Source organism: Janthinobacterium sp. GW823-FHT01H08 (genome assembly GCF_058797855.1).
This window is the reverse complement of record NZ_CM179504.1, coordinates 844,510-856,517: the sequence shown is the minus strand read 5'-3', so window position 1 is coordinate 856,517 and position 12,008 is coordinate 844,510. Positions and strand designations below refer to the sequence as shown.

Annotated in this window: 10 protein-coding genes; 1 reads left to right on the top strand and 9 read right to left on the bottom strand. The window is 62.2% G+C overall.

All coding sequences use genetic code 11. From position 1 onward, the window contains the following. Positions 1 to 18: 18 nt before the first annotated feature. The gene (locus tag AC3RCG_RS03815; protein ID WP_492404187.1) at positions 19 to 615 is read left to right on the top strand and encodes a TetR/AcrR family transcriptional regulator; all 597 of its coding nucleotides are present in this window, start codon (positions 19 to 21) and stop codon (positions 613 to 615) included. Positions 616 to 645: 30 nt separating this feature from the next. On the opposite strand, the gene AC3RCG_RS03810 is transcribed toward AC3RCG_RS03815, so the two are convergent. The 9 genes from AC3RCG_RS03810 to AC3RCG_RS03770 all read right to left on the bottom strand — a co-directional run bounded on the left by AC3RCG_RS03810 (position 646) and on the right by AC3RCG_RS03770 (position 11,938). Next, positions 646 to 1,323, bottom strand: coding sequence for a type 1 glutamine amidotransferase domain-containing protein (locus tag AC3RCG_RS03810; protein ID WP_492404189.1), 678 nt, complete (start codon positions 1,321 to 1,323; stop codon positions 646 to 648). Positions 1,324 to 1,345: 22 nt separating this feature from the next. Next, positions 1,346 to 2,509 carry an iron-containing alcohol dehydrogenase gene (locus tag AC3RCG_RS03805; RefSeq protein ID WP_492404191.1) on the bottom strand — a complete coding sequence of 388 codons (1,164 nt, stop codon included), beginning with the start codon at positions 2,507 to 2,509 and terminating at the stop codon, positions 1,346 to 1,348. An 82-nt stretch (positions 2,510 to 2,591) separates the two neighbouring features. Next, positions 2,592 to 3,194: a TetR/AcrR family transcriptional regulator gene (locus AC3RCG_RS03800; RefSeq protein WP_070221625.1), complete on the bottom strand. Its 603-nt coding sequence runs from the start codon at positions 3,192 to 3,194 to the stop codon at positions 2,592 to 2,594. A gap of 66 nt (positions 3,195 to 3,260) precedes the next feature. Continuing rightward, entirely contained in the window at positions 3,261 to 4,670 is a 1,410-nt protein-coding gene (locus AC3RCG_RS03795; protein WP_492404193.1) for an HdeD family acid-resistance protein, read from the bottom strand. A gap of 435 nt (positions 4,671 to 5,105) precedes the next feature. Further along, complete coding sequence (locus tag AC3RCG_RS03790) at positions 5,106 to 5,885, bottom strand: enoyl-CoA hydratase (RefSeq protein WP_492404195.1); 780 nt, start codon at positions 5,883 to 5,885, stop codon at positions 5,106 to 5,108. 73 nt (positions 5,886 to 5,958) lie between these two features. After that, a complete protein-coding gene (locus AC3RCG_RS03785; protein WP_070221628.1) occupies positions 5,959 to 7,155 on the bottom strand; it encodes an acetyl-CoA C-acyltransferase in 1,197 nt (398 codons plus the stop codon). Between the two features lie 69 nt (positions 7,156 to 7,224). Further along, positions 7,225 to 7,722: a PaaI family thioesterase gene (locus AC3RCG_RS03780; protein ID WP_230506575.1), complete on the bottom strand. Its 498-nt coding sequence runs from the start codon at positions 7,720 to 7,722 to the stop codon at positions 7,225 to 7,227. A gap of 11 nt (positions 7,723 to 7,733) precedes the next feature. Beyond that, complete coding sequence (locus AC3RCG_RS03775; protein WP_492404198.1) at positions 7,734 to 10,133, bottom strand: 3-hydroxyacyl-CoA dehydrogenase/enoyl-CoA hydratase family protein; 2,400 nt, start codon at positions 10,131 to 10,133, stop codon at positions 7,734 to 7,736. A gap of 14 nt (positions 10,134 to 10,147) precedes the next feature. Beyond that, on the bottom strand, positions 10,148 to 11,938 hold the full coding sequence (locus AC3RCG_RS03770) for an acyl-CoA dehydrogenase C-terminal domain-containing protein (protein ID WP_034753387.1): 1,791 nt from the start codon (positions 11,936 to 11,938) through the stop codon (positions 10,148 to 10,150). Between the last annotated feature and the right edge of the window lie 70 nt (positions 11,939 to 12,008).

Here is a 12,008-nt window from a genome sequence, read left to right as displayed (position 1 = left end):
CGGTGTAGAATTATGCCCATGAAAACCCCAAAACTTCAAGACCTGGAATCTCCCGTGCGCCGTGCCGGACGTCCGCGCCGCGTGGCGCCCGCGCTGGACAGCACCGCCATCCTGCAAGCGGCCTTGACCCTGCTGGAAGAGCAAGGCGAAGCGTTTTCCATGCGCGCGCTGGCGCAGCGGCTGGGCGTCGATGCCATGGCCCTGTATCACTACTATGCGGGAAAAGAGGAGTTATTACTGGCCCTGATGGCGCAGCGTTTTGCCGCGCTCGATCCGCGCCAGCCGCCGTTTACGCAACGCCAGGGGCCGCAGCGCCGCCTGCTCGCGCTGTGCGCGCTGTACCTGGAACTGGTCAGCGCCACACCGTATTTCGTGCGCCTGATGGCACGCGGACTCGTGACGCAAACCGATGTGGCTGAGCGCTTTACGACGCTGTTCGAGCTGGCCGTGGAGGCCCTCGATCTGGATAAAAAAACCCGCTTGCGCGGGCGCGATGCGCTCGTCGATTTCCTGCACGGCTATGCGCTGGCGGGCAGGCCCGCCAGCGAGACGGCCTGGCATGCGTCCGTCGGCCTGATCCTGGCGGGCATGGCCGCCGGACGCAGCGGTGGATGACGCCCGGCGGCCGGCCGTACTAGCGGGGCATCAAGCCAGCAGCTTGAGCAGCGCCTGGGCGGCCGCTTCCGACGAGGCCGGGTTCTGGCCCGTGACCAGCAAGCCATCGGTGACGGCGTACGGCTGCCAGTCGCCCAGCTTCGAGTAAACGCCGCCGTTTTGCTTGAGCATGTCCTCGACGAGGAAAGGCACGATGGCCGTCAAGCCGACGGCGTCTTCCTCGGTATTCGTAAAGCCCGTCACCTGCTTGCCGCGCACCAGCGGCGAGCCGTCGGCCGCCTTCACGTGGCGCAGCACGCCAGGCGCGTGGCAGACGGCGGCGACGGGCTTGCCGGCGGCGATCATCTGCTCGATCAGCGCGATCGAGTGCGGGTCTTCAGCCAGGTCCCACAGCGGGCCATGGCCGCCCGGGTAGAACACGGCGTCAAAGTCGGCCGCCTTCACCTCGGCCAGCTTGCCCGTGTTGGCCAGCACGGCTTGCGCAGCGGCGTCCTGCTTGAAGCGGCGCGTGGCGTCCGTTTGCGAATCGGGCTCGTCGCTTTTCGGGTCCAGCGGCGGCTGGCCGCCGTTGGGCGAAACCACCGTCAGCTGCGCGCCCGCTTCCTGCAAGGCATAGTAGGGCGCGGCGAATTCTTCCAGCCAGAAGCCGGTTTTCTTGCCCGTGTCGCCCAGTTGATCGTGCGAGGTCAGTACCATCAGGATGTTCATGTTGTTTCCTTTTATGTCAGGGTTACAATGCTGCTTCGAGGATACGGCGGCTACGCGCGAGGTCGATATCGCGGTGTTCGCCGAGGGAGGTCATGCCATGTGCTTCCAGTTGCGTCAAAACCGCTTCCACCGCTTCCTGGCCCAGCTGATAGGCCGACAAACGGGTCGGAATGCCCAGCCCTTCAAAGAAGGCGCGGGTGCGGGCGATGGCGGCGGCGATGCGCTCGTCGTCGCTGCCCTCCGTGATGTTCCAGACACGTTCGCCATATTGCAGCAATTTGCCGCGTTTCTGCTCGCGCTGCACGTCCAGCAGTGCGGGCAGCACCAGGGCCAGGGTGCGCGCATGGTCGATGTCGTACAGGGCCGTCAATTCGTGGCCGATCATGTGGGTGGCCCAGTCCTGCGGCACGCCGGCGCCGATCAGGCCATTCAGGGCCAGGGTTGCCGTCCACATCAGGTTGGCGCGCGTGGCGTAATCGTCGGGCGAGGCGACTGCCTGCGGCGCGATCTCAACCAGGGTCTGCAGCAAGCCTTCGGCAAAGCGGTCCTGCACCTTCGCCTGCACCGGATAGGTCAGATACTGCTCCGTGGTATGGACAAAGGCGTCGACCAGGCCATTGGCTACCTGCGTGGCCGGCAAGGTAAACGTTTTGCCGGGGTCGAGCACGGAAAACTGCGGGTACAGCAGCGGGTTGCGAAAACTCAGCTTGGCATGCGTGGCTTTTTTCGTCACCACGCCGCCGCTGTTCATTTCCGACCCGGTGGCCGGCAAGGTCAGCACCGTGCCGAACGGCAGGGCGCGCTGCACGTTGGCGCCGCCGCGCTCGGCGATTTCCCACGGCTCGCCGTCATACAGGGCGGCCGCGGCGACGAACTTGGTGCCGTCGATCACGGAGCCGCCGCCGACGGCCAGCAGGAAGTCCAGCTTCTCGCTGCGCACCTGGGCCACGGCGCGCATCAGGGTTTCATAGCTGGGATTGGGTTCGATGCCGCCAAACTCCTGCACCGTGCGCTGGCCCAGCGCAAGAGCCGTGCGCACTTCGGCCAGGGTGCCCGTCTTTTCCGCGCTGGCGCCGCCGTACAAGATCAGCACGCGCGCATCGTGCGGCACCAGCGTGGACAATTTGATGACGGTATCAAGACCGAAGACGATACGGGTCGGGTTGTGGAATTCAAAATTCTTCATGCTGCTCCTTTATTATTAGACTGGTCGTCTAGAATGCGGCTCAAAAAAACGCGGATGTCTGTCATCCGCGTACCTGGCGCCCTTATTGATCCGGCGGCAGCTGCAGCATGGCCAGGGTCGCCCGCCAGGCCGTTTGCAAGGCGCTGGCGTCGCGCCGCAGCTTGGTCAACATGGCCGCGCCCAGCCACAGCTGGTACAAGGTGGCGGCCATCTGCGCCGGGTCGGCCACCGATGGCAGCGTATCGTCCACCCTGCCCCGCGCGATGGCCAGGGCCAGCCTGGCGATGATGCGGTCGGTGCCGCCAAGCAGCGCCACGCGCATCGGTTCCGACATGTCCGCCACTTCGCTGCTGAGCTTGACCACCAGGCAACGGCAGTCGCAGCCGCTGCCATCGAGGCTGTCGCTGGTCCAGCTGGCCCAATACGCCATCAGCGACTGCGCCGCGTTCCGGCCGGGCTGGCCCAGCACGCGCTCCATTTCGTCCAGGTAGCGCGTTACGTAGTCTTCCAGCATCGCTACACCAAACAATTCCTTGGACTTGAAGTAATGGTAGAACGAGCCCTTGGGCACGTCGGCGGCCGATAAAATCTCGTTCAGCCCCACGCCGGCAAAACCCTTGCGCGTGATGATGGCCTTGCCCTGGTCGATAATGTGCTGGCGCACGTCGGTGTATTCAGCTTTCATGCGGGGCATTGTAGCACAATTAGACCAGTCGTCTAGATCCGTCTATTTCAATGCAGCGACGGCGAACTACGCGCGCTTGTCACGCATGGCGTCTTCACCAGCATTCTCGCGCAGATCGATGGCGCCATGGTCCTGGGCACGCCATTCGCGGCGCAATTGCGCCATCCTGTTGAAGGCGGCCCTCGCCAATTTCCACCAGGCGAATGGACGCGGATCGGCCAGCATGCTGAGCGCCCTGGAATAATCGAGCGTCAACCCGGGCGTCCACGCCATCGTCACGGCACGCTTGCGGATCTGGGCGGCTACCCACAACTCCGGCGTCGCCAGGATGCGGAAAAACACTCTCCAGCCTGCGCGATCCCCGTACAGGCGGCCAACGGCGCCGTCGATCGCCGCCTCCAATGCCCGGGCAACAGTACTGGAACAATTACGATGCGTGAGATTGTAAGTCTCGTCGCAGCGATACTGTCGCCAGAAAGCCTGCAGCTGGCGCGGGTCGTAATTCCGGATACGGACCTGAACGGTGGACGGGCACCATGCCTTGGATTCTGTCGCATAATCCGGCTGGAATACGCCCGGCACGTCATTCTCCCGGGTGGCGCGCAGCAGGCGCCCGAAATCGTCCGGCGAACGGTCGATCTCTGTGCGCGGATACAGGCTGATATAAATACCTTCCGGCGATTCCAATGCCGCATGCCCGGTAGAGATCACGCCGTTGACATCGACTGCGGCGATATAGCGATCGACAATCGGATAATGTTGGGTCGGCGACCTGGCTGAACCGGCAGGCGTCCAGACATGCACCGTCAGCGCCTGTTCATGCTCCGCTGGAGGACCGTCCCACTCCACTTGGGTATATGCAGAAGCAAGGTGTTCATCCGGCTGGACTGCGGAATGCGCCGATTCCAACAGGGCCGGATTACCGCTCATGCGACGAACACGGCTTGCCAGCCCCATCAAATTGGCGCCGCCAAACATCAGAAACAAGCCCAGGCAATACGGTAGTGTTCCAACATAATGCGTCGGGTATGGCTGATAAAAGAAGATTGCCAGCGCAATCTCGGCCAGGCCCCAGGAAAACGCCACGCGCCAGCGCCGATAGCGGACCATGTAGGCAGAGACGCACTGTATCAGTCCGTCGGCGAGAAAAAGCGTTCCAAAAATCATCGATAACAGGAAATTGCCATGGTGGTGACCGGCGAAGATCAGCATCGCCGCCAGCACCACGGCGTAGCCTTTCACGTAGCGCAAGATGCGCTGTCCGCCGACGCCAGTCCATGCCACAGCCAGCGTTGCCAGACCTTCGACCAGGAACAGGTAAGCAAAAAAATTGATCGGGAAGTACATCGCATTGTCGAGCGCGTCAATAAAGATGACCAGGCCTGCGAGCAGCCATATCAATCCGATCAGCAGGATACTGCGCCAGCGCTTGCGTAGATATTCAACGCCCAATAACAGCAACACCAATCGAATCATGAATGCTCCTCCTGTTTTACCTGCAGCAGCAATACCCGGACAATACGCGTCAACTGGTCGTCATGGCCGTGAAAATACATGACGATGAACTTTCACATCATTTGAGAATGGAAACTGTCGCAATCCATGCATTAGCATAAAACATGAAATTCATCAGGAAAGTATCATAAAAGATAAAAATGTCAGGTTTGCTTGTCGGCAGCCGTAGCCGCACCAAGCAATCGTTATTGGGCCCTGTTTTCAATCAGGCTCGCCGCGACGTCAAGACCAGCCCCCGTTGCAGGGGCGCAGCTGAGAAACTTCTTTTATATTCAATGAGTTGCGGCAGCGGCTGTAAACGTGGTCGTTTTCGCGCTGACCGGCCACCGCATTCTCATTGTCGATCGTCATTTCCGCATCAGATGGTGAAGGTCCGACGCGATGTCAGACCCTGCCTTAGGCGAACTTCTTGAAATCCGGCTTCCTCTTTTCAAAGAAGGCCGTAAACGCTTCCTTCGCCTCGGCGCCGCCCAGCATGGCGCTGAACAGTTTGTTTTCCTCGGCGATGGCCGCCTTCATCGGTTCCATGCGGCTTTGCTTCATCAGGCGCTTGGTGGCGCGGATCGAGGCCGCCGGCAGGGCCACCAGCTTGGCCGCCTGGCCTTGCGCGAAGGTCATCAAGTCATACAGGGGCACGACCTTCGAGACCAGGCCCATTTCCAGCGCTTCGCTGGCCGGGAACGCTTCGCCCAGCATCAGCTTTTCCGCCGCGCGCGGGTAGCCGGCCAGTTGCGTGAGCAGCAGGCTGGAGCCGAATTCCGGGCACAGGCCCAGCTGCGTGAACGGCATCGAGAAGCTGGCGTTGTCTGCCGCGTAGACCAGGTCGCAGTGCATCAGCAAGGTCGTGCCGATGCCGATGGCGGGGCCGGAGACGGCCGCCACCACGGGCTTGCTGCTGCCGTACAGGGCGCGCATGAACTGGAACACGGGACGGTCATGGTCGAGCGAGCCATCCTTCGGACGCGCCGTCTTCATGAAGTCATCGAGGTCGTTGCCAGCCGTGAAAATCTCGCGCTTGCCGCAGATCAGGATGGCGCGTACGGCGTCGTCCGTCTCTGCCGCCACCAGCGCGTCGGCCAGGGTCTGGTACATGGCACCCGTGATCGCATTCTTGCGTTCCAGGCGGTTGAATTCCAGGGTCAGAATGCCCTCGCTCTTGCTGCACAAAATATCCATGTCGTCTCCAAAAAGATAAAGGGCGCCGGGGTAATCCCGCAGCGCCCTGTTTTATTGCTTTAGCCCGTCGAACTTAGACGCGTTCAAAAATTCCGGCGGCGCCCATGCCGGCGCCTACGCACATAGTCACCATGCCGTACTTCTGCTTGGTGCGCTGCAGTGCATGGATCACGGTCGCGGCGCGGATGGCGCCGGTGGCGCCCAGAGGGTGGCCCAGGGCGATCGCGCCGCCCATCGGGTTGACCTTCGATGGATCCAGGCCCAGGTCGCCGATGACGGCCAATGCCTGTGCGGCAAACGCTTCGTTCAGCTCGATCCAGTCCAGCTGGTCTTGCGTGATGCCGGCGGCGGCGCACGCTGCTGGAATGGCAAATTTCGGACCGATGCCCATGATTTCCGGCGGCACGCCGCGCACGGCGAACGAGGAGAATTTCGCCAGCGGGGTCAGGTTATGTTCGCGCAAAATCTTCTCGCTGACGATCAGCAGCGCGCCGGCGCCGTCGGACATCTGCGAGCTGTTGGCGGCCGTGACGGTGCCCTTGGCGGCGAACACTGGTTTCAGTTTTGCCAGCGACTCCATCGACGAATCGGCGCGTGCGCCTTCGTCAGTGTCGACGGTGCGGCGCGATACGTCCACCTGGCCCGTAGCCAGGTTCGGCGTGCGCGTGATGATTTCCACTGGCGTCGTTTCCGCCTTGAAGAAGCCGGCTTGCTGCGCGGCGATGGCGCGGCGGTGCGATTCGACGGAGAACGCGTCCTGCTGTTCGCGCGACACTTTCCATTGCTGCGCCACTTTTTCGGCCGTCAGGCCCATGCCGTAGGCCATGCCGATGTTCTCGTCGCTGAACATGTCCAGGTTCATCGATGGGTGGTGGCCCATCATCGGCACCATCGACATCGATTCGATGCCGCCGGCGATCATCACGTCGGCTTCGCCCACGCGGATGCGGTCGGCCGCCATGGCGATGGCCGTGATGCCCGAGGCGCAGTAACGGTTGACGGTGACGCCACCGACGGTTTTCGGCAAGCCGGCCAGCAGCACCGAGTTACGCGCGATATTGAAGCCCTGCTCCGCTTCCGGGAACGAGCAGCCGATAATGGCGTCGGTGATCAATGCCGGGTCGAGGCCAGGCGCTTGCGCCAGGGCCGATTGCAGCACGCGCACCAGCAGGTCGTCCGGGCGGGTGTTTCTGAACATGCCGCGCGGCGCCTTGCCGATCGGGGTGCGGGTTGCAGAGACGATGTAGGCGTCTTGAAGTTGTTTGCTCATTTTGTTCTTTCAAAGATGTTGAACGAGGTTCGTGTTCTGTCGAATGTCCGGGGGTAGTCAGGTTGCCGCTTAGCGCTTCTGCGACAGATACCAGTCCACCGTCACCTGTGCCGCCAGCGTGCCTTCGGCATCGAAAATATCGACTGCCACGGGAAACGCCACCTTGCCATCCTGCGCCAGCTGCGCCTTCAAGGCAGCCAGGTCGCCCGGCACGCGGCCTTCGGCGCGCGTCGCACCCCGGGCCACCTTCTGGTAGGCGATGCGCGACTCCTTGGCCACCGGGCGCAAGCCCAGTATCAGCTCGGCGAAGCCGCCAGCCATGGCCGCGCCGGACGCCGTTTCGGCCAGGGTAAACAAGGCGCCCGCGTGCTGCGTGCCCAGGTGATTATGCAGTTTGGGATCGTCCGGCAGCGACACCTTCGAGGTGCCGGCGCCGATCTCGTCGATGCTGATCCCCAGCAGCCGCACGAAGGGCAAGGTGTCCATCATCTGTTGTTTGATACGGTCATACACCATGCTTGGCCTCACGCGCAGCAGTACTTTAAATACGAGGGACAGGATCGTCATCGACGCTGTGCTTAGTTGCGTACCGGCTTACCGGTCTGCATCATGCCCATGATCCGTTCCTGGGTTTTCGGATGGTTCAACAGCTCCAGGAATGCCTTACGTTCCATATCCAGCAGCCACTGTTCGCTGACGAAACTGCCCTGGTCCACGTCGCCGCCCGATACGATCTCGGCGATCATCTCGCCCAGCTTGAAATCGTGCGCCGAAATGAAGCCGCCGTCGCGCATGTTGACCAGCTGCGCCTTGATGGTGCCCCAGCCGTAACGGCCCGTGACCTGGATCAGCGAAGGAAGCGCCGGACGGAAGCCCGCGTCGAACATGGCGCGCGCTTCGACCTTGGCCACGTGCAGCAGCTCGTAGGCGTTAAACACGATCACGTCGTCTTCCTTCAGGTAGCCCATCTTCTTCGCTTCCAGCGCCGATTTCGACACGTTGGCGGTGGCCGCATTGGTAAAGCCCGTTTTCAGGAATTGCAGGATGTCGTTGCCCTTGGCTTCCTTGTAGGCGCGCTGCGCCGCTTCCTTCAAGCCGCCGCCGGCAGGAATCAGGCCCACGCCCACTTCCACCAGGCCGATATACGACTCGATCGAGGCCACGCGCTTCGATGCGTGCAGCGCCAGCTCGCAACCGCCGCCCAGTGCCAGGCCGGCGACCGCGGCGATCACCGGCACGTTCGCGTACTTCAGCGACATGAAGGTGTTCTGCAGTTCGGCGATGATCGGATCGACGGCTTTCACGCCGCCTTGCATGAAGGCCGGCAGGGCCGATTGCAGGTCGGCGCCGGCCGAGAAGGCGCCGCCTTCGGCTGCGTCCGCGTGCCAGATCACCAGGCCCTTGAAGTTCTTTTCCGCTTCGGCCAGGGCCAGTTTCAGGCCATTGATGACGCCTTCGCCGATCACGTGCATCTTCGTCTTGAACGAGATGATCAGGACGTCGTCGCCCGTATGCCAGACGCGCACGGATTCGTCTTCGAAGACGGTGGTGCCGGCGGTCTTGCCGTCGATGGCGCCGCTGCCCAGGACCGGCGCGCGGAACTGCTGGCGGTCGTAGACGGACAGGTTAGAGCGTGGCACGAAGCTGTTCGACACGGCGGAGTACGAACCTTCCGGCGTGTGCACGCCGCCTTTTTCAGCGACCGGGCCTTCGAATACCCAGGCAGGCAAAGGCGCGTTGCACAGCGCGTGGCCGGCGTCGATGTCTTCCTTGACCCAGTTGGCCACTTGCAGCCAGTTCGATGCCTGCCACGTTTCAAACGGGCCCACGTTCCAGCCGAAGCCCCAGCGCATGGCGAAGTCGATGTCGCGCGCGTTGTCGGCCACGGTGTCCAGATGGATGGCGATGTAGTGGAAGGCGTCGCGGAAGATCGCCCACAGGAACTGGCCTTGCGGATTCGTCGATTCGCGCAGCGCCTTCATCTTCTTGACCGGATCCCTTTCCTTCAGGATGCGGGCGATGATGTCGGCGGCCTTGGCGCCGCCGGCCACGTATTCACCGGTGGCGAAGTCGAGGCGCTGGATTTCCTTGCCGACCTTCTTGTAGAAGCCCGCGCCGCTCTTCTGGCCCAGCGCGCCCTTTTCCACCAGCTGCGCCAGCACGGCCGGCGTCTTGTAGACGGCGGCGAACGGGTCGTTCGGCAGGTAGTCCTGCATGGTCTTGATCACATGGCCCATGGTGTCCAGGCCGACCACGTCCGCCGTGCGGAAAGTGCCCGACTTGGCGCGGCCCAGCTTGGAGCCGGTCAGGTCATCGACGACGTCCACGGACAGGCCGAATTTCTCGGCTTCGTGCACGATGGCCAGGATGCCGAACACGCCCACGCGGTTGGCGATGAAGTTCGGCGTATCCTTGGCGCGTACCACGCCCTTGCCCAGGGTGGTGGTCAAAAAGCCTTCCAGCTGGTCGGCGATCTCGGGTTTGGTGAACGCGGTCGGGATGATCTCGACCAGGTGCATATAGCGCGGCGGGTTGAAGAAGTGCACGCCGCAGTAGCGCGATTTCAGGTCGGCGTCGAAGCCTTCGGCCAGCTTGGTGATCGACAGGCCCGAGGTGTTCGAGGCGAAGATCGCGTTCGGGCCGATGTGCGGGGCCACCTTCTGGTACAGATCGTGTTTCCAGTCCATGCGCTCGGCGATGGCTTCGATGATCAGGTCGCAACCGGCCAGCAAGTCCAGGTTGTCTTCGTAGTTGGCCACCTGGATCAGCGCGGCGTCATCCTTGTTGCCCAGCGGCGCAGGCGACAGTTTTTTCAGGTTCTCGATGGCGCGCAGCACGATGCCATTCTTTGGACCTTCCTTGGCCGGCAGGTCGAACAGCACGACCGGCACTTTCGCGTTGATGCAATGGGCGGCGATCTGCGCACCCATCACGCCGGCGCCGAGGACGGCTACTTTTTTAACGATGAAATTGGTCATATTTTCCTCAAGTCTTAGAACAGGTCTGCGTCGAGTGCCATCAGGTTGGCCGAACCGGAACGCGCCTGACGGATCAGGGTTGCCGTCTCAGGCTGCAAGCGGGCGAAGTAGAAACGTGCGGTAGCCAGTTTGGCGGTATAGAACTTGTCGCCGCTGGATTCTTTTTCGAGGGCGATCTTGGCCATCTGCGCGAACAGGTAGCTGTAGATCATGTGGCCGACGACGCGCAGGTAAGGCACGCAGGCCGCGCCCACTTCGTCCGGATTCTGGAAGGCCTTCATGCCGATTTCCATGGTCAGCTTGGTGACTTTGTCGCCCAGGTCGCCCAGTGGCGTGACGAATTCGCTCATCGCTTCATCGGTGCCGTTGTCTTCGACGAAAGCCTTGATTTTTTCGCCGAACTTGCGCAGCTTGGCGCCGTTGTCGCCCAGGATCTTGCGGCCCAGCAGGTCCAGCGATTGGATCGTGTTCGTGCCTTCATAGATCATGTTGATGCGCGCGTCGCGCACATACTGCTCCATGCCCCATTCCGAAATGTAGCCGTGGCCGCCGAACACTTGCATCGCGTCCGAGGTGGCGATCCAGGCGTTGTCGGTGATGAAGGCTTTGATGACGGGGGTCAGCAGCGCCACTTCGTCGGCCGCTTCCTTGCGCACGTCGGCGTCCGGGTGGTGCAGTTCGCGGTCGATCTGCAGCGCCACGTACGAGGTGAAGGCGCGCGCGCCTTCCGCGTAGGCTTTGCCCGTCAGCAGCATGCGGCGCACGTCAGGGTGCACGATGATGCGGTCGGCCGGCAGTTCCGGGTTCTTGATGCCGGACAGCGAACGCATTTGCGTGCGGTCCTTGGCGTAGATCAGCGCGTTCTGGTAGGCGATCTCCGTCAGGCCCAGCGACTGCATGCCCACGCCCAGGCGGGCCGCGTTCATGAAGACGAACATGGCGTTGAGGCCCTTGTTCGGCTGGCCGATGATCCAGCCTTTGGCGCCGTCCAGGTTCATCTGGCAGGTCGAATTGCCGTGGATGCCCATTTTTTCTTCGATGGCGCCGCAGGTGATCGGGTTGCGCTCGCCGACCGTGCCATCCGCGTTCGGCAGGAATTTCGGTACCAGGAACAGCGAAATGCCTTTCGAGCCTTCCGGCGCGTCCGGCACGCGGGCCAGCACCAGGTGCAGGATGTTTTCCGCCATGTCGTGCTCGCCGGCCGAGATGAAGATCTTGTTGCCGGTGATGGTCCAGGAACCGTCCGCCTCAGGCAGCGCTTTCGAGCGCAGCAGGCCCAGGTCGGTGCCGCAGTGCGGTTCGGTCAGGCACATGGTGCCCGTCCATTCGCCCGACACCAGCTTCGGCAGGTAGACTTCCTTCTGGTGGTCGGTGCCGTGTTCCTTCAGGCACTCGTAGGCGCCGTGCGACAGGCCCGGGTACATGGACCAGGCCTGGTTCGACGAGTTCAGCATTTCATAGAACGAATTGTTCAGCACGACAGGCAAGCCCTGGCCGCCGTATTCCGGATCGCAAGCCAGCGCCGCCCAGCCGCCTTCGACGTACTGCTTGTAGGCTTCCTTGAAACCTTTCGGCGTGGTCACGCTTTTCGTGACGGGGTCGTGGTGGCAGCCTTCACGGTCGCCGGAGTGGTTCAGCGGGAACAATACTTCGGAGGTGAATTTGCCGCCCTCTTCCAGCACCTGGTTGATGATGTCGGCGTCGACGTCGGCGTACGACGGCATTTGCTTCAGTTCTTCTTCCACTTGCAGGAACTCATGCAGGACGAATTGCATATCCCGGATTGGCGCGACGTATTGACCCATAATTTTCTCCTGAAGGCGATTAGCTAAAGTGTTGTACTTGTAGTGCGTGTGCGTTGTTGCGGATACTGCC

What these genes read in the sequence shown, in the direction of transcription:
- AC3RCG_RS03815 (WP_492404187.1), top strand. Translation starts at nt 19, where the DNA reads ATGAAAACCCCAAAACTTCAAGACCTGGAATCTCCCGTGCGCCGTGCC.
- AC3RCG_RS03810 (WP_492404189.1), bottom strand. Translation starts at nt 1,323, where the DNA reads ATGAACATCCTGATGGTACTGACCTCGCACGATCAACTGGGCGACACG.
- AC3RCG_RS03805 (WP_492404191.1), bottom strand. Translation starts at nt 2,509, where the DNA reads ATGAAGAATTTTGAATTCCACAACCCGACCCGTATCGTCTTCGGTCTT.
- AC3RCG_RS03800 (WP_070221625.1), bottom strand. Translation starts at nt 3,194, where the DNA reads ATGAAAGCTGAATACACCGACGTGCGCCAGCACATTATCGACCAGGGC.
- AC3RCG_RS03795 (WP_492404193.1), bottom strand. Translation starts at nt 4,670, where the DNA reads ATGATTCGATTGGTGTTGCTGTTATTGGGCGTTGAATATCTACGCAAG.
- AC3RCG_RS03790 (WP_492404195.1), bottom strand. Translation starts at nt 5,885, where the DNA reads ATGGATATTTTGTGCAGCAAGAGCGAGGGCATTCTGACCCTGGAATTC.
- AC3RCG_RS03785 (WP_070221628.1), bottom strand. Translation starts at nt 7,155, where the DNA reads ATGAGCAAACAACTTCAAGACGCCTACATCGTCTCTGCAACCCGCACC.
- AC3RCG_RS03780 (WP_230506575.1), bottom strand. Translation starts at nt 7,722, where the DNA reads ATGACGATCCTGTCCCTCGTATTTAAAGTACTGCTGCGCGTGAGGCCA.
- AC3RCG_RS03775 (WP_492404198.1), bottom strand. Translation starts at nt 10,133, where the DNA reads ATGACCAATTTCATCGTTAAAAAAGTAGCCGTCCTCGGCGCCGGCGTG.
- AC3RCG_RS03770 (WP_034753387.1), bottom strand. Translation starts at nt 11,938, where the DNA reads ATGGGTCAATACGTCGCGCCAATCCGGGATATGCAATTCGTCCTGCAT.